The 16,785-nt window shown below is 74.2% G+C and carries 14 protein-coding genes; 8 read left to right on the top strand and 6 right to left on the bottom strand.

Annotated features, from left to right (window positions below; genetic code table 11):
• Positions 1-130: 130 nt before the first annotated feature.
• The 5 genes from MOV08_RS29540 to MOV08_RS29520 all read right to left on the bottom strand — a co-directional run bounded on the left by MOV08_RS29540 (position 131) and on the right by MOV08_RS29520 (position 6,796).
• A complete protein-coding gene (locus tag MOV08_RS29540) occupies positions 131-3,304 on the bottom strand; it encodes an efflux RND transporter permease subunit (protein ID WP_275309530.1) in 3,174 nt (1,057 codons plus the stop codon).
• Between the two features lie 235 nt (positions 3,305-3,539).
• Positions 3,540-4,226: a response regulator gene (locus MOV08_RS29535; protein ID WP_039637244.1), complete on the bottom strand. Its 687-nt coding sequence runs from the start codon at positions 4,224-4,226 to the stop codon at positions 3,540-3,542.
• A 19-nt stretch (positions 4,227-4,245) separates the two neighbouring features.
• Positions 4,246-5,553: a sensor histidine kinase gene (locus MOV08_RS29530; RefSeq protein ID WP_275309529.1), complete on the bottom strand. Its 1,308-nt coding sequence runs from the start codon at positions 5,551-5,553 to the stop codon at positions 4,246-4,248.
• An 82-nt stretch (positions 5,554-5,635) separates the two neighbouring features.
• The gene (gene pspAA / locus MOV08_RS29525) at positions 5,636-5,914 is read right to left on the bottom strand and encodes a PspA-associated protein PspAA (protein ID WP_275309528.1); all 279 of its coding nucleotides are present in this window, start codon (positions 5,912-5,914) and stop codon (positions 5,636-5,638) included.
• Positions 5,915-5,995: 81 nt separating this feature from the next.
• On the bottom strand, positions 5,996-6,796 hold the full coding sequence (locus tag MOV08_RS29520; protein ID WP_078875933.1) for a PspA/IM30 family protein: 801 nt from the start codon (positions 6,794-6,796) through the stop codon (positions 5,996-5,998).
• Positions 6,797-7,091: 295 nt separating this feature from the next.
• On the opposite strand from MOV08_RS29520, the gene MOV08_RS29515 reads away from it, so the two are divergent.
• A complete protein-coding gene (locus MOV08_RS29515; RefSeq protein ID WP_067352448.1) occupies positions 7,092-7,688 on the top strand; it encodes a DUF3043 domain-containing protein in 597 nt (198 codons plus the stop codon).
• Between the two features lie 52 nt (positions 7,689-7,740).
• Here the strand turns inward: MOV08_RS29515 and MOV08_RS29510 are convergent, their stop codons facing one another.
• A complete protein-coding gene (locus tag MOV08_RS29510; RefSeq protein ID WP_039637234.1) occupies positions 7,741-7,953 on the bottom strand; it encodes a hypothetical protein in 213 nt (70 codons plus the stop codon).
• A gap of 261 nt (positions 7,954-8,214) precedes the next feature.
• Here MOV08_RS29510 and MOV08_RS29505 point away from each other — a divergent pair, with 261 nt between their 5' ends.
• From MOV08_RS29505 to MOV08_RS29475, 7 genes are all read left to right on the top strand, one after another.
• Complete coding sequence (locus MOV08_RS29505) at positions 8,215-9,456, top strand: bifunctional adenosylcobinamide kinase/adenosylcobinamide-phosphate guanylyltransferase (RefSeq protein ID WP_275309527.1); 1,242 nt, start codon at positions 8,215-8,217, stop codon at positions 9,454-9,456.
• 62 nt (positions 9,457-9,518) lie between these two features.
• On the top strand, positions 9,519-10,169 hold the full coding sequence (locus tag MOV08_RS29500) for a class I SAM-dependent methyltransferase (RefSeq protein WP_275309526.1): 651 nt from the start codon (positions 9,519-9,521) through the stop codon (positions 10,167-10,169).
• Positions 10,170-10,273: 104 nt separating this feature from the next.
• Positions 10,274-11,320, top strand: a complete 1,047-nt coding sequence (gene cobT, locus MOV08_RS29495) for a nicotinate-nucleotide--dimethylbenzimidazole phosphoribosyltransferase (RefSeq protein WP_275309525.1) — start codon at positions 10,274-10,276, stop codon at positions 11,318-11,320.
• Between the two features lie 106 nt (positions 11,321-11,426).
• Complete coding sequence (locus tag MOV08_RS29490; RefSeq protein WP_275309524.1) at positions 11,427-13,187, top strand: phosphatidylglycerol lysyltransferase domain-containing protein; 1,761 nt, start codon at positions 11,427-11,429, stop codon at positions 13,185-13,187.
• Positions 13,184-13,921: a hypothetical protein gene (locus tag MOV08_RS29485; protein ID WP_275309523.1), complete on the top strand. Its 738-nt coding sequence runs from the start codon at positions 13,184-13,186 to the stop codon at positions 13,919-13,921. Before MOV08_RS29490 ends, MOV08_RS29485 begins: the two co-directional genes overlap by 4 nt.
• Positions 13,922-13,971: 50 nt before the next feature.
• Positions 13,972-14,781 carry an adenosylcobinamide-GDP ribazoletransferase gene (locus tag MOV08_RS29480; RefSeq protein ID WP_275309522.1) on the top strand — a complete coding sequence of 270 codons (810 nt, stop codon included), beginning with the start codon at positions 13,972-13,974 and terminating at the stop codon, positions 14,779-14,781.
• A gap of 190 nt (positions 14,782-14,971) precedes the next feature.
• A complete protein-coding gene (locus MOV08_RS29475; RefSeq protein WP_039637224.1) occupies positions 14,972-16,516 on the top strand; it encodes a leucyl aminopeptidase in 1,545 nt (514 codons plus the stop codon).
• The last annotated feature ends 269 nt before the right edge of the window (positions 16,517-16,785 follow it).

Here is a 16,785-nt window from a genome sequence, read left to right as displayed (position 1 = left end):
CCCCGGGTGCCACCGGCGGCTCCGGCGCCACCGGAGCGCGCGGGCGCCGGGTGTCCACAACGCGCGGATCCCCCGCGACCGCCGGGTGCGATCGCGGGGGATCCGTGGGTCCTACGGGACGGGCGGGGCGTCAGACCCCGGCCGGCTCCGGGGTGCGGTCGGCGTCCGCGGGAGCCGCGGTGCCGCCGCCCTTCCCGGCCCGCTTCGCCGCCTTCTTCTCCGCCCGGCGCTCCTTGCGGAGCTCGATGATCGCGTAGAGCGTCGGGACGAGGAGGAGGGTGAGCAGGGTGGAGGTGATCAGACCGCCGATCACGACCACGGCCAGCGGCTGGGAGATGAAGCCGCCGTCGCCGGTGATCGACAGCGCCATCGGCAGCAGCGCCATGATCGTGGCCAGGGCCGTCATCAGGATCGGGCGCAGACGGTGCCGGCCGCCCTCGACGACCGCCTCGACGACGCCGTAGCCCTGTGCCCGGTACTGGTTGATCAGGTCGATCAGGACGATGGCGTTGGTGACCACGATGCCGATCAGCATCAGCATGCCGATCATGGCGGGGACGCCCATCGGGGTGCCGGTGGCGACCAGCAGGCCGATCGCACCGGTCGCCGCGAACGGGATCGAGATCAGCAGGATCAGCGGCTGGACGATGGACCGGAAGGTGCCCACCAGCAGCAGGAAGACGATCGCGATGGCGGCCAGCATGGCCAGGCCGAGCTTGCCGAACGCGTCCGTCTGGTCCTGGGAGACGCCGCCGACGGTGGCGGTGGCGCCGGACGGCAGCTTCAGCGACTTGATCGCGCTCTGGAGCTTGGCGGAGACCGCACCGGTGTTGTCGCCGGTCGGCTTGGCCGTGATGGTCGCCGAGCGGGCGCCGTCGATCCGGGTCATCTGGACCGGGCCGGCCACGGTCTTGACGGTCGCCAGGTCGCCGAGCCGGGCCATCCCGGACGGGGTCGGCAGCGGCAGGTCCTTCAACTGGGCCTCGGTGGTGGCCGGGTGGGCCGACTTGATCACCACGTCGCGCTCGGTGTCGTCCAGCACGGCCTTGCCGCTGGGCGTGCCGTTGACCGCCTGGGCGACGGCCGCGCCGAGCGTGGCCTGGGTGTAACCGGCCGCGGCGGCCTTGTCGTTGGGCGTCACGGAGATCCGCGGCACGCTCTGCGCCAGGTCGCTCTGGACGTCGGTGACGTGGTCCAGGCCCGCGACGGCCGTGCGGACCTGCTCGCTGGCGCGCTTGAGGACGTCGGCGTCGCCGGCCTTGACGACCACGCTGAGGTTCTGGTTGCCGAAGCCGCCGCCGCCCGCGGAGACGGACGCCTCGCCGGCGGACGGGCCGAGCTTGGCCAGTTCGTCGCGGAGGTTCTCGGTGACCTTGTCGGAGTTCGCGGAGCTCTTGAGCTTGACCTGGTAGCTGGCCTGGTTGGCGCCGGAACCGCCGCCGAAGGCCGCCATCATCCCGGAGGAGCCGACGGTGACCTGGTAGTCCTCGACGTCCTTGTCGGCCGCCAGCACCTTCTCGACCCGCTTGGCCTGCGCGTCGGCGGCGGCCAGGCTGGTGCCCGGCTTCAGCTCCTGCTTGATGCTCAGGGTGTCCTGCTTGCCCTGGTCGAAGAAGGTGGTCTTCAGCAGCGGGGCCATCCCGAAGGTGGCGATGAGGATCACCACGGCGATCAGCAGGCTGATCGCGCGGCGGCGGGTGGCGAAGCGCAGCACCGGGACGTAGAGCCGCTGCAGCGCGCTGCGGGTCTCCTTCTCCTCGGCCGCGCGGCGCAGCTCCTCGGGGTCGGTGCCCTCCGGGATCTTCGGGGCGCGCAGGAACCAGTACGACAGCACCGGCACCACGGTCAGCGAGACCAGCAGCGAGGACAGCAGGGCGACCGTGACGGTGATCGAGAAGGAGCCGAAGAGGGCGCCGACCATGCCGCCGACCACACCGATCGGGAGGAAGACCGCGACCGTGGTCAGGGTCGAGGAGGTGATCGCGCCGGAGACCTCCTTGACGGCCTTGAGGATGGCCTCGCGGCGCTCCTCGCCGTAGCCCAGGTGCCGCTTGATGTTCTCCAGGACGACGATCGAGTCGTCCACGACCCGGCCGATCGCGATGGTCAGGCCGCCCAGGGTGAGCATGTTCAGGGAGAGGTCACCGGTCCACAGCACGATCAGGGTGATGACCACGGACAGCGGGATGGAGACCGCGGTGACCAGGGTCGAGCGCAGGCTCAGCAGGAAGACCAGGATCACGATCACGGCCATGGCCAGGCCGAGCAGTCCCTCGGTGGTCAGCGACTCGATGGACTTGGAGACCTGCGGGCCCTGGTCGGAGGCGACGGTGACGCTCGCGCCGGCGCCCAGGTCCTTGCGGATGGTGTCCAGCTTGCCCTTGACCGCGTCGGAGATGGCGACCGCGCTGCCGTCCTGGTTCATCGTCACGGTGACCGAGAGGCTGGGCTTGCCGTCGGTGCGGGTGATCGAGGTCGGGGTGGCCGAGGTCTCCTGGACGGTGGCGACGTCACCGAGCCGGACCGGCTTGCCGCCCTGGCCGCCGCCCATCGGGCCGGCCGCCGGGGTGACCATCAGGTCCTTGATCTGCGCCACCGAGGTGAAGCCGGCGCCGACCTGCACGGTCTTGCTGCGGCCGTCCTCGGAGAAGGCGCCGGCCGGCACCGACGTGCCGCCGGCCTGGAGCGCCTGGCCGAGCGCGGCGGAGTTCAGCCCCGCGGCGGCCAGCTTCGCCTCGTCCGGGGTGACCGCGACGATCCGGTCCTGCACGCCGCCGACGTTGACCTGGCCGACGCCGTCGATGTTCTTCAGGTCCGGGACGACGGTGCGGTTGAGCTGGTCGGCGAGGGTCTGCTGGTCCTTCGTCGTGGAGGAGACCGCGAGGACGACCGTGGGCAGGTCGTCCGTGCCGCCGGAGACCACCTGCGGGTCCACGTCCTTGGGCAGCTTGGCCCGGGCCCGGTTGACGGCCTGCTGGACGTCGGCGACCAGGGTCTTGGAGTCGTTGCCGAAGTCGAACTGCGCCATGATGACGCCGGAGCCCTCGCTCGACGTCGAGGTGACGCTCTTGATGCCGTTGACCGCCTGGATTCCGTTCTCCAGCGGCTCGACCACCTGCTTCTCGACGACATCGGGCGAGGCGCCCTGGTACGGGGCGATCACGGAGACCATCGGCAGGTCGATGGACGGCAGGAGCTGCTGCTTGAGCTGCGGGATCGCGATGGCGCCGAAGGCGATCGCGACGATCGACATCAGCGCTATCAGGCCCCGTTGTACGAGGCTGATGCGGGACAGCCAGGACATGGGTGGCGGTCTCTCTTCTGTTCAGAAAAGCGGGTATCGAGGACGGGGGAACGCCGGCGGAAGCCGGGTGTCCGGCCCGGTGTGAGGGCCGACACCGGCCCACATACACCCTCCGTCACGGCCGGCCCGGTTTTCCTCGCTCGCAAGTCGGTTTTCGGCCGCCGTCCGTACCGCGTCCGTAGTACGGACGGCTCCACCCGCCCTGCACCCCTGGGCGTACGGGCGCCTGCTCCGTTCAGTGCGCCCGCGGGCGCACCAGTCCCGACTCGTAGGCGATGACCACCAGTTGGGCCCGGTCGCGGGCGCCGAGCTTGGCCATCGCGCGGTTGACGTGCGTCTTGACGGTGAGCGGGCTGACGTCCAGCTGCTCGGCGATCTCGTCGTTGGACAGTCCGCCGGCCACCAGCACCAGCACCTCGCGCTCCCGGCCGGTGAGGGTGGCCAGCCGCTCGGCGTCCGCGCCGCCGGGCCGGTCGCCCGCCGCGCCCTCGCCCTGCGCGAGGAACTTGGCGATCAGGCCCTTGGTGGCGGCGGGCGAGAGCAGCGCCTCGCCGCCGGCCGCGATCCGGATCGCGTGCAGCAGCTCGTCCGGCTCGGCGCCCTTGCCCAGGAAGCCGCTGGCGCCGGCCCGCAGCGACTGCACGACGTAGTCGTCGACCTCGAAGGTGGTCAGGATGACCACCCTGACGCCGGTCAGCTCCGGGTCCTGGCTGATCAGGCGGGTGGCGGCCAGGCCGTCGGTGCCGGGCATCCGGATGTCCATCAGGACGACGTCGGGGCGCTCCTCGCGGGCCAGGGCGTACGCCTGCGCCCCGTCGGACGCCTCGCCCACCACCCGCATGTCCGGCTCCGAGTCGACCAGGATGCGGAACGCGCTGCGCAGCAGCGTCTGGTCGTCGGCCAGCAGCACCTTGATGGTCATGTCCCCGTCGCCCTCGCGCTCATGTCGTCTCACCGGTACGCGCGCCGCCCAGCGGCAGGATGACCCGCACCTGGAAGCCGCCGGCCGCCCGGGGGCCGGTGACGACCGTGCCGCGCAGCGCCTGGACCCGTTCGCGCATCCCGATCAGACCATGGCCGCCGACGGACCCCGCCACGGCCCCCTCCCCCGGCCCGTCCGCGGCCACCGCGGCGTCCGCTCCGGCGCCGCGGCCGTCGTCCTGGACGGTCACGGTCAGCGCACCGTCGGTCCGGACGATCCGCACGGTGGCGCGGGCACCGTCGCCGGCGTGCTTGCGGACGTTGGTCAGCGCCTCCTGGACCACCCGGTAGGCGGTCAGGTCCACCGAGGCGGGCAGGGCGGGCTGCGGCGCGGGCGGCAGGTCCAGGGCGACCGGCAGGCCGGCCCGGACGAACCCGTCGATCAGCTGGTCCAGGACGCCGAGGCCGGGCGCGGGCTCGGTGGGCGCCGTCGGGTCGTCGGACTGACGCAGCAGCCCGACCGTGGCGCGCAGCTCCTCCAGCGCCGACCGGGACGCCTCCCGGACGTGCGCCAGCGCCTGTTTGGCCTGGTCGGGCCGGTTGTCCATGACGTGCGAGGCGACCCCGGCCTGGACGTTGACCAGGGCGATGTGGTGCGCGACCACGTCGTGCAGCTCGCGGGCGATGCGCAGCCGCTCCTCGGCGACCCGGCGGCGGGCCTCCTCCTCGCGGGTGCGCTCGGCACGCTCGGCGCGCTCGCGGATGGCGTCCACGTAGGCCCGGCGGCTGCGGACCGCGTCGCCGGCCGCCGCGGCCATCCCGGTCCAGGCGAAGATCGCGAGGTTCTCCTGGGCGTACCAGGAGCGGTCCCCGAAGAACATCGCGGCGGCGGTCAGCACCAGGCAGGTGAGCACGCCGATGCGCCAGGTGGTGGGCCGATCGGTGCGGGAGGCCACGGTGAACAGGGCGATCACCGCCGCGACGGCGACCGGGGCGCGCGGGGCGTTGGACTGGGCGACCAGCTCGACGACGGTCAGCGCGCCGGTGGCGGCCAGCACCGTGCGGGGCAGCCGCCGGCGCAGCACCAGCGTGCCGCAGGCGAGGACGGCCAGCACCACGGTGACGGGCGAGAGCTCGCGGACGCCGAAGCGGGGCAGGTGCGCGCCGTGCGGGCCGTGCGGCCCGGCCACCGCGCCGCACAGGATCGCCACGAACACCACCGCCGCCACCGCCGTGTCGAACGTGAGCTGATGCGTCCGGTGCCACCGGCGGAGCCGGGCGACGCGGGTCGCGTCCTGGGCGGTGGCGGGCGACGGAGGGGCTGTCACAGCAGGCAACGGTAGCGCCCCGGTCCCACCGGGGGGCCGGGGCGCTGTCCGTAGTGCGCTGGGTGTGCGGTGTATCTGCTGGTCAGCCCGGGATCAGGCCGTCGTCGCTGAGCATCTCCCGAACCTCCTCCAGGCTCGCGTCCGGCGCGGGCAGGATCAGCTCGGAGGGCTCCAGGGCGTCGTCCGGCAACGGGGTGCCCAGACGACGGACGGAGTCCAGCAGGGCCCCCAGGGTGCGCCGGAATCCGGCCTCGTCACCGCTCTCCATCTCGGCGAGCAGTTCGTCGTCCAGCTTGTTGAGCTCGATGAAGTGGGCGTCATCCAGCTTCACCTGCCCCTCCCCCATGATCCGTACGATCACGACGGTCTCCCTTGTTGCGGTCGGGCGGGGTCACGGTGGCGACGGCGGACCGCTCCGCACGGGGCGGGCCGCCGCCGTCGGTCACTGCTTGTCGAGACGCGGGTGCTGCTGCTGCGGGGCCTGCTGGGCGGCGCCGCCCGGGCCGCCCTCGATGGCCTGCTGCTGGGCGGACGGTCCGCCCGCCAGCTCGGCCTTCATCCGCTGCAGCTCCAGCTCGACGTCGCTGCCGCCGGAGAGCCGGTCCAGCTCGGCGGTGATGTCGTCCTTGGCCATGCCGGTCGGGTCGTCCAGCGCGCCGGAGGCCATCAGCTCGTCGATGGCACCGGCCCGGGCCTGGAGCTGCGCGGTACGGTCCTCGGCCCGCTGGATCGCCAGACCGACGTCGCCCATCTCCTCGGAGATGCCGGAGAACGCCTCGCCGATCCGGGTCTGCGCCTGGGCGGCCGTGTACGTGGCCTTGATCGTCTCCTTCTTGGTGCGGAAGGCGTCGACCTTGGCCTGGAGCCGCTGCGCGGCGAGCGTGAGCTTCTCCTCCTCGCCCTGCAGCGTCTGGTGCTGCGTCTCCAGGTCGGTGACCTGCTGCTGCAGCGCGCTGCGCCGGGTCAGCGCCTCGCGGGCCAGGTCCTCGCGGCCGAGCGCCAGCGCCTTGCGGCCCTGGTCCTCCAGCTTCGCGGACTGGCCCTGGAGCTGGTTGAGCTGCAGCTCCAGGCGCTTGCGGGAGGTCGCCACGTCGGCGACGCCGCGGCGTACCTTCTGCAGCAGTTCGAGCTGCTTCTGGTACGAGTAGTCGAGGGTCTCGCGCGGGTCTTCGGCCCGGTCAAGGGCCTTGTTGGCCTTCGCGCGGAAGATCATCCCCATCCGCTTCATGACACCATCGCTCATGGGCCTCGCGCGCCCCCTTCTGACCGACTTGCATCGGGCTTAGGCTCCAGCACATCTACAGACCCCACAGTACGGGCCCTGGTTCCATTACCGCACTGTTCGGGCCCGGATGCGCTCCTCCTCCAGGACGATCAGGCCGTCCGGCTTCTCCAGCCCAGGGAGTAGGGCGACCCCCGGACGCCGCCGCACCGCCCGGTCTGTCCGCTTCTGCCCCCACGCACAGGCCGGTGCCGTTGCCGGATCGTTCCCCGTCGACCCATCGCTCATTCGCGGCGAGGACGTACTCTTGGGTGTTGTGTTCCGAAGCCGTTCGAAGGATGAGCAGGCCGCGACCGCCAAGGTGACCGCGTCCCAGCCCCAGCAGCCCCGCGACCCGCAGGCCCCCAAGGGCCGTCCGACGCCCAAGCGCAGCGACGCCCAGTCGCAGCGCCGCACGCGCGCTCAGACGCCGACCAACCGCAAGGACGCCGTGAAGGCGCAGCGGGAGGCCCGGCGTGCCGACATGGCCCGCCAGCGCGAGGCGCTGGCCAACGGCGACGAGCGCTATCTGCCGGTCCGCGACAAGGGCCCGGTGCGTCGTTTCGCCCGGGACTACGTCGACGCCCGGTGGTGCGTGGCGGAGTTCTTCCTGCCGGTCGCCGTGGTGATCCTGGTGCTGACCATGATCCGGGTGCCGCAGATCCAGAGCATCGCGCTGCTGCTGTGGCTGGTGATCATCGTCCTGATCGTGCTCGACTCGATCATGATCTGGTTCCGGCTGGGCAAGCTGCTCCAGCAGCGCTTCCCCAAGGAGAACCTCAAGGGCGCCCGCGCCTACGCCGTGATGCGCACGCTCCAGATGCGCCGGCTGCGGCTGCCCAAGCCGCAGGTCAAGCGCGGCCAGCGACCCTGAGCCCGGGCGGCTCGGGACGGTGGGGGCCGGCGGCGCCGGCCCCCACCGCGCCTCACTCCTCGTCGGCGTGCAGGCTCATCGGCCCGGGGTAGATCTCCGTGCTGTCCTCGAACAGCCTGACCTGGTCGATGCCGCCGTCGCGGAGGTCGCGCCACTGCTCCCCGATCCAGGACTCGGCGTCCCCCTGGGTCGTGAACTCCTCCGGTTCCACGGTGGGCACCGCCTCCGAACCGTCCGCCTTCTCGAACCGCCACGTCCACGCCATGTGCGCCTCCTGGAGTCCCACCGGGTCCGCCGGGTCCGCCGATCCCACCGCACACGCCGGGCACCGCGCGCCACACCGTGCCTGCGGATCGTGCTTCCCCGCTTGATCGGAAAGCCTATCGGCCGTGTCGAGGGGCGTTGCGGCGCTCTCGCCGGCCCGACGGCGACGCCGGACGGCGTCCGGTGCGCCGCGCAAGCCCAACGGCGGCGTCGGTGGGCGCCCCGCGCGCTCGTGCGCGCCGGACGCGAGAGACTTACCCGGGTGGACCTCACTCTCCTCGGCACCGGGGCCCCTCAGGGGCTGCCGCGCCCCGACTGCCCGTGTGCCGCCTGCGCGACCGCCGTCGGCGACGAGGCACGGGCGGCGACCGCCCTGCTCATCGACGGCGCGCTGCTGCTCGACCTGACCCCGGGCCCGGCGTTCGCCGCCGCCCGTGCGGGCCGCTCGCTCACCGGGGTGCGCCAGGTGCTGCTCTCCCACCCGCACGACGGGCCGGCGCTGGAGGTGCCGGCGGGGCTGCCGCAGCCGGGCCGGGTCGCCGACGGCCGGGAGCTGGCGCTGCTGGGCGGGCACCGGGTGCGGGCCGTCGCGGTGGACGTCCCCGGCACCGGCTACGAGGTCACCGGCGGCGACGGCGAGCGGCTGCTGTACCTGCCGCCGGGCGCGGCGCCGGCCGGGTGGGGCGAGGCCGGCCCCGGCAACGGCGGGCCCGCGGCGGTGGGCGGCCCGGGACCGTACGACCTGGTGCTGCTGGACGTGCTGGCGCGACCGGAGGCGCTGGCCCGGCTGCGGGCGAGCGGGGCGGTGGACGCGGCGACCGACGTGGTCGCGGTGCACCTGGACCACGCCGTGCCGCCCGGGCCCGAACTCCACCGCAGGCTGGCGGCGCTGGGCGCCCGCACGGTGCCGGACGGCACCTCCCTCGTGGTCGGCGAGTACCACGCGGTGCCCGACCTGCCGCGCCGGACGCTGGTGCTGGGCGGGGCGCGCAGCGGGAAGTCGGTGGAGGCCGAGCGCCGGCTGCTGGCCTTCCCCGAGGTGGTGTACGTGGCCACCAGCGGCAGCCGGGACGGGGACGAGGACTGGGCGCGGCGGGTGGCGCTGCACCGGGAGCGGCGCCCGGCCGGCTGGCGGACCGTCGAGACCTGTGACCTGCTGCCGCTGCTGGCGGAGCCGGCGACCGCGCCGCCGCTGCTCGTCGACTGCCTGGCGCTGTGGCTGACGGACGCCATGGACGAGGTCGGGGCGTGGGACGACGCGGCCTGGGAGGCGGGCGGGCGGCGGGCGCTGCGGGAGCGCTGCGAGGCGCTGGTGGCGGCCGTGCGGGAGACCCGCCGGCGGGTGGTGGCGGTGAGCAACGAGGTCGGTTCGGGGGTGGTCCCGGCGACCCCGGCGGGCCGCCGTTTCCGGGACGAACTCGGGCGGCTGAACGCCGCGTTCGGCGCGGAGTGCGAGCAGCTGCTGCTGGTGGTCGCGGGCCAGGCGCTTGCGCTGCGCGGCTGACAGCGGCCCGGTCCGGCCCGTGTCCGCTTGCCCGGGGGGCCGGCGGCGGGTGCGCTGGGACGGTGACCGAACTTTCCCGACATCACGGGTACCGCGCCCACCGCCGGCGTTCCCCCCTCCGGCCTGCCGCCCCCGGGCGCCCCGGTCCGGTCGGGCCGGGCCGGACCGGCGAGCTGAGCGACGCCGCCGAGGCGGCGGTCCGCGGCTATCTGGAGCGCCGCCCGGACGCCACCGTGGTCGTCCTCGGCGAGGGCCTGGGGACCGGCTTCCGGCGGCTGGACAACGGGCGGTTGACCTGGCTGTCGGTGCTGCCGCCCGAGGACGCGGCGGCCCGCAGGTTGCTGCTGCCCGACGGCCCCCGGCGGCGCACCGTCGGCTGCGCGGGATCGGGCGCCGACTGGCCGGACGTGGTGGGCGCGCCGGAGGGCGGGGTGGTGGTGGCGGTGCCCCGGACGCCCGCGGGGCTGCCGGCCGGTGCGGTGCGGGACCTGCTCGCCGTGTGCGCGGCGCGCTTCCCCGGCGGGGCGCTGGTCCTAGACGCGCTGCCCCGGTGGACGGCGGCGGTGGCCCGGTCGGCCCGCCACCACCCGGCCGTCGCCGCGGTGCGCGTCCTCCCCCTGGCGGCGGGCCGCAGGTCGCCCGGCCGGTGGCGGCGGTGGCTGCCGGGGACGGTGGTGTGCGAGGTGCGGTTCACCGCCGGTGGCGCCACCTGACGCGCCGCCACCGTCCCCGGCCCGCACCGGTGCTGGCGGGGCGGGCCGCCGCGGACGCCCCACGGACGCCCCGTCGGCCCGCCGTTGCCGGTAATCTGCGCCCAATGAGCGCCCTGAACCTCGATGACTTCGCCCAACTGATCGAGCGCCCCGACGCCGATGTGCGCCGCGCCGCCGAGGAACGGCGGGCCCGGACGGCCCTGCCGCCCGGCGCCCTGGGGCGGCTGGACGAGCTGGGCGAGTGGCTGGCCGCCGTCCAGCAGCAGGTGCCGGTGCGGCCCGTCGAGCGGCCCCGGGCGCTGCTGTTCGCCGGCGACCACGGCGTCGCGCAGCGGGGCGTATCGGCCCGGCCGGCCGGCGGCACCAAGGACCTGGTGCGGGCCGTCCTGGACGGGTCGAGCCCGGCGGCGGTGCTGGCACGCACCGCCGGCGTGCCGGTGCGGGTGGTGGACATGGCGGTGGACTGCGATCCGGCGGAGCTGCCGGAGGAGGTCACCCGGCACCGGGTGCGCCGCGGCTCGGGGCGGATCGACGTCGAGGACGCGCTGACCGCCGAGGAGGCCGAGGCGGCGTTCCGGGCCGGGATGGCGATCGCGGACGAGGAGGCGGACGCCGGCACCGACCTGGTCGTGCTGGGCGATCTGAGCGTGGGCGGCACCACCGCCGCCGGCACCCTGATCGCCGCGCTGTGCGGGACGGACGCCTCGGTCGTCACCGGGCGCGGCGGTCGGCCCATCGACGACCTGGCCTGGATGCGCAAGTGCGCGGCGATCCGGGACGCGCTGCGCCGGGCCCGGCCGGTGCTGGGCGACCAGCTGCAGCTGCTGGCGACCGTCGGCGGCGCCGACCTGACCGCGGCCACCGGCTTCCTGCTGCAGAGCGCGGTCCGCCGCACCCCGGTGATCCTGGACGGCGTGGTCTCCGCGGCCTGCGCGCTGGTGGCGCAGCGGGTGGCGTTCCGGGCGCCGGACTGGTGGGTGGCCGGGCAGGCCAGCGGCGAGCCGGCACAGGCCAAGGCGCTGGACCGGATCGCACTCAACCCTCTGCTCGATCACGGCGTCACAGCGGGCGAGGGGACCGGGGCGCTGCTGGCCCTGCCGTTGGTACGGGCGGCGGCCGCACTGGCCGCGGAGCTCCCGGTAGGCGACTGACACCCACCGGGCGCACCCGCGCGGCGCCCGCCCGCGACCGCACCGCGCCGGTCGGCGACGGCCCCCGTAAGATCGCGTATTGCACGATTTATCGGGAGACATCGCTTTGAGTCCGGAGGAAGACCACCCCCGCGGCCGGTGGGCGCGGCGCGGTGCCGCGTTCGGCATCTGGTACCTGCGCTTCGTCACCTTCGTCAACGTCCTCGGGGCGGTCTGGGTGTCGTTCGGCAACGACATCCGGCGCCACAACGCCGCGGACTTCTTCACCCCGTACCTGCTCACCGCGGGCTTCGCGTCGGGCGCCTTCTCGCTGTTCCTGGCGGTGACGCTGCGCCGGCGGAAGCGGGCGGCGTGGATCCTGAACGTGGTGCTGTCCGGCCTCTTCCTGCTGCTGGTGACCGTGGTGATGGTGCTCTTCCCGGAATTCCGGACGCACCCGCAGAACTGGGTGTCGCTGGCGCTGACGCTGCTGTTCACGGCGTCCCTGCTGGTCGGCCGGCGGGAGTTCTACGCCAAGGGCGACCGGGCCAACCCGAAGCTGGCGGCGCTGACCGCGGCCGGCGGGCTGTTGGTCACCTCGCTGCTGGCGGCGCTGCTGGTGACGGTCACCAACCAGGCCCCCGGTGCGGGCGCCGGCGCCTCGACGTTCGCCGAGCGCTGGCGGTACGGCCTGCTGCGGCTGGTGTCGCTGGCCGCCGACGACCGCGGCTTCCCCGGGATCTCCACGCCGAACTGGGTCAACGGCACCATCAACGTGCTCAGCGCGGCGCTGCTGGTGGCCGTGTTGTGGGCGGCGTTCCGGTCCGTGCGCACCATCGACCCGATCACCGCGGACGACGAGGAGAAGCTGCGCGGGCTGCTCGCGCGGCACGGCGACCGGGACTCGCTGGGGTACTTCGCGCTGCGCCGCGACAAGAGCGCGGTCTTCTCCCCCAGCGGGAAGGCCGCGGTGACGTACCGGGTGGTCGGCGGGGTGTCGCTGGCCTCCGCCGACCCGCTGGGCGACCCGGAGGCGTGGCCGGGGGCGATCGAGCGCTGGCTGGCCGAGGCCCGGGAGCACGGCTGGGCGCCGGCGGTGATGGGCGCGAGCGAGGAGGGCGGAACCGTCTACGCCCGGCACGGGCTGGACGCGCTGGAGCTGGGCGACGAGGCGATCGTGGAGACCGCGGAGTTCACCCTGGGCGGCCGGGCCATGCGCACCGTGCGGCAGGCGTACCACCGGATCCAGCGGGCCGGCCACACGGTCCGCATCCGGCGGCACGAGGACATCCCCGCCGAGGAGATGGCGCGGTTGGTGCGCCTGGCCGACGACTGGCGCGACGGGGACACCGAGCGGGGCTTCTCGATGGCGCTGGGCCGGCTCGGCGATCCGGCGGACGGGCGCTGCGTGATGCTCGAATGCACCGACGCCGAGGGCCGGTTGCGGGCGCTGCTGAGCTTCGCGCCGTGGGGGCGGAAGGGACTGTCGCTGGATCTGATGCGGCGGGACCGGGAGTCCGACAACGGGCTCATGGAGTTCATGGTGCTGGAGCTGATCCAGCGGGCGAACGAGGTGGAGATCACTCAGATCTCGCTCAACTTTGCGATGTTCCGTTCCGTCTTCGAACGGGGGTCGCGGCTCGGCGCGGGCCCGGTGCTGCGTTTGTGGCGCTCCTTGCTCGGCTTCTTCTCCCGGTGGTGGCAAATCGAATCGCTCTATCGCGCCAACGCGAAATACCGGCCCGTCTGGGAGCCCCGGTACATGCTCTTCGAGAAGAGCACCGACGTGCTGCGGATCGGTATCGCCGCGGCCCGCGCCGAGGGCTTCCTCGAAGCGCCCGGTCTGCCGAAGTGGCTGAACCGCAAGCATTTGGAGCACGGGAGATGAGCGAGCCCGGCGCGGGCCGGCGGGAGCTGTCCGTCCTGCGGCGCGCCGCGCGGGCCGAGTGGGGCCCGCTCCTGAGGACGGTGTGGCCGACGCTGGTGGCCCGCCGGCTGCGGGCGATCCCGCTGACCCTGACCGCGGTCGGCATGACGCTGGCCTTCCACTTCGTCCAGAACCAGTCCTGGGGCTACCGCGCCGTCCAGAACATCGGCTCGGTGCAGGCGTACGAGCACCTGTGGGTGGCGCTGCTGCGGACCCCGCTGTCGCTGTTCGTCCCGGCGCTGGACCTGCCGGTGTGGGGCGCGCTGGCGCAGATCCTGGTGGTCTTCGGGATCGCCGAGATCTGCCTCGGCCGCTGGCAGACGCTGACGGTCGCCTACGCGGCCACGCTCGCCGGCACGATGTACGCCCGGATCGGCCTGTGGCTCGGCCCGGACAGCCCGATCGGGCTGCCGGACTCCGACAAGTTCGTGGTCGACACCGGCCCGTCGGCGGCGGTGGTCGGCCTGGCGGTCGTCGTCTGCTGGCGCTACCGGGCCCGCTTCACCTGCGTCGTGGTGGTCGTCTCGATGTTCGTCGAGGTGGCGTTCATCAAGACCAACCTGGCGGGCAAGGAGCATGTCGCGGCGGTGCTGGTGGTACTGGCGCTGTGCGTGGCGTGGGACCGGTGGCGGCCGGTGAAGCCCTCCGACGTCCACTACGCCCAGTACACCCGCGGCCGGGACCGCCCCTGGTGAGCGGCGGAGGGCCCGTCCGCCGCGCCGCCGGCCCCGGGTACCCTGCCGCGGTGAACGACACCGCCCCCGTGCCGCCCTCGCCCGCCTCCCTCGTCGACGGGCTCCGCTTCGCGTTCGGCACGCTGACCGTGCTGCCGGTCCGGCTGACCCGCTGGGACCGGGCCGCGGCCCGCGGCGGAATGCTGTGCGCGCCGGTGGCCGGACTGGTGGTCGGCCTGTGCGCGGCGGCGCTGGGCGGGGTGCTGCTGGTGCTCGGCGGCGGGCCGCTGCTGGCCGCGATCGGCAGCGCCGTGGTGCCGGCGGTGCTCACCCGCGGCCTGCACCTGGACGGGCTCGCGGACACCGCCGACGGCCTGGGCAGCGGCAAGCCCGCCGAGGAGGCGCTGCGCATCATGAAGCGGTCCGACATCGGGCCGTTCGGCGTGATCACCCTGCTGTTCGCGCTGCTCGCCCAAGTGGCCGCGCTCTTCGGGCTGTACGCGGCGGGCTGGGCGAGCGGCGCGGCCGGGGCGGTGGTGGCGGCGGTCACCGCCCGCGGCGCGCTGACCCTGGCCTCCCGGGCGGGGGTGCCGGCGGCCCGCCCGGAGGGGCTGGGGGCCGCGGTCGCCGGGGCGGTTCCGGTGCCGGCCGCGGTGGGCTGCGCGGCGCTGGTGGCGGCCGGCTGCGCGGCGTTCGGCGCGGCGGCCGGCGGCCCGTACGGCGCGCTGCACGCGGCGGTGGCGGCGCTGCTCGGGCTGGCGGGCGGGGAAGTGCTGCTGCGGCACTGCCGGCGGCGGTTCGGCGGGGTGACCGGCGATGTCTTCGGCGCCCTCGCGGAGTCCGCCGGGCTCACCGCGCTGGTGCTGCTCGCACTCGGCTGAAAGCCCGCGCACCACCGTCAATCCCCTCGCGTTCACGGCGAGTTGGCGCATCCGTCGGGCGGCGGGCGACGTCCCGTCAGGTCCCGGTGCCGTAACCGGCCGGGCCAGGCGGCGCCACCGAGCGTAGGCTCGGCCGCAGCAGCGCTGACGCGCGAAACGGATTCCCCGGACGAACAGGACCTTCATCACCGTGACTGCACTGAGCCTCAGTACTTCTTCCGCCGCAACGGTGCGTGCGGATGCCGTCGTCGTCGGCGTGGCCAAGGGCGCCAAGGGCGTCGTGGTCGCCCCCGGCGCCGAGGCCGTGGACGACGCGTTCGGCGGCAAGCTCGCCGCCGTGCTGGAGACCCTCGGCGCGAGTGGTGTCGAGGGCGAGGTGACCAAGCTGCCCGCCGCCGACGGCATCAAGGCGCCGGTCGTGCTGGCGGTCGGCCTGGGCGACGCCCCGGCCAAGGGCGACTCCTACGACCACGAGGCGCTGCGCCGTGCGGCGGGCAGCGCCGCCCGGACGCTGGCCGGCGCCAAGAAGGCGGCCTTCGCGCTGCCGGTCGAGCACGCCGGGGCGGCCGCCGCGGTCGGCGAGGGCGCGCTGCTGGGCGCGTACAGCTTCACCGCGTTCCGCGGCAACGGCGGGAACGGCAAGGGCGCCAAGGGCCGCAAGGGCGACGCCAAGTCGGCGCCGCTGGGCGAGGCCACCGTCCTCGGCGGCAAGCCGCGGGACAAGGAGTTCAAGGCCGCCGCGGAGCGCGCCCAGGTGCTGGCCGCGGAGATCAACCGCGCCCGCGACCTGATCAACACGCCCTCCAACGCCCTGGACCCCAAGCAGTTCGCCGCCGAAGCGCAGGCCGCGGCCAAGGAGTTCGGCCTCACCTTCGAGGTGCTGGACGAGAAGGCGCTCAAGAAGGGCGGCTACGGCGGTCTGCTGGGCGTCGGCCAGGGCTCGGAGGCGCCGCCGCGGCTGGTGCGGATCGCGCACACGCACGCGGACGCGGAGCGCACGCTGGCGCTGGTCGGCAAGGGCATCACCTACGACTCGGGCGGCATCTCGCTCAAGCCGGCCGGCCACAACGAGACCATGAAGTGCGACATGAGCGGTGCCGCCGCGGTGTTCGCCGCGGTCGTGGCCGCCGCCCGGCTGGACCTCCCGGTGAACATCACCGGCTGGCTGGCGCTCGCCGAGAACATGCCGTCCGGCTCCGCCACCCGCCCCGGCGACGTGCTGACCATGTACAGCGGCAAGACCGTCGAGGTGCTCAACACCGACGCCGAGGGCCGCCTGGTGCTGGCCGACGCGCTGACCCGGGCCTCGGAGGAGGCGCCGGACGCGATCGTCGACGTGGCGACGCTCACCGGGGCGATGGTGCTGGCGCTGGGCCACCGCCACTTCGGGATCATGGCCAACGACGACGCCTTCCGCACCTCGATCCACGAGATCGCCGAGGAGGTCGGCGAGGACTCCTGGCCGATGCCGATGCCCGGCCACCTCCGCAAGGGCATGGACTCCCCGGTCGCCGACCTCGCCAACATGGGCGAGCGGATGGGCGGCGGCCTGGTCGCCGGCCTCTTCCTGAAGGAGTTCGTCGGCGAGGGCATCGCCTGGGCGCACCTGGACATCGCCGGCCCGGCCTTCCACGAGGGCGCGCCCTGGGGCTACACCCCCAAGGGCGGCACCGGCTCCTCGGTCCGCACCCTGCTGCGGCTGGCCGAGCGCACCGCCGAGGGCGACCTGGGCTGATCCGCCCGCCGGTCCGCCACGCCCGCACGGCCCCGGGGTACGCCCGGGGCCGTCGGTGCGCCGACCACGGCATGTTCGCCCTCGACGAAATCCTCCCACCCGTCGCCCACCGCCACCCTTCCCAGGTGGCGCTTTGCGCCGCTGCGCCTTCCGTACGCACGAGTAACCCCGGTGAAGCGGCGGATCGGCCGTCCCGAGCCCGGCCCCGCGTCCCGCCTTCGTGGAACAAGTGCGAAGATGGGTTCTCGGCAGGACAGGGCCCCCCTTAC

It is taken from the genome of Streptomyces yunnanensis (assembly GCF_029011865.1).
Taxonomy (GTDB): Bacteria; Actinomycetota; Actinomycetes; order Streptomycetales; family Streptomycetaceae; genus Streptomyces; species Streptomyces yunnanensis.
Note: the sequence above shows the minus strand (reverse complement) of the source record. Positions and strands in the feature narration are given on the sequence as shown.

Coding starts and splice junctions, on each gene's coding strand:
- MOV08_RS29540 (WP_275309530.1), bottom strand. CDS start 3,304: ATGTCCTGGCTGTCCCGCATCAGCCTCGTACAACGGGGCCTGATAGCG.
- MOV08_RS29535 (WP_039637244.1), bottom strand. CDS start 4,226: ATGACCATCAAGGTGCTGCTGGCCGACGACCAGACGCTGCTGCGCAGC.
- MOV08_RS29520 (WP_078875933.1), bottom strand. CDS start 6,796: ATGAGCGATGGTGTCATGAAGCGGATGGGGATGATCTTCCGCGCGAAG.
- MOV08_RS29510 (WP_039637234.1), bottom strand. CDS start 7,953: ATGGCGTGGACGTGGCGGTTCGAGAAGGCGGACGGTTCGGAGGCGGTG.
- cobT (WP_275309525.1), top strand. CDS start 10,274: ATGAGCGCCCTGAACCTCGATGACTTCGCCCAACTGATCGAGCGCCCC.
- MOV08_RS29485 (WP_275309523.1), top strand. CDS start 13,184: ATGAGCGAGCCCGGCGCGGGCCGGCGGGAGCTGTCCGTCCTGCGGCGC.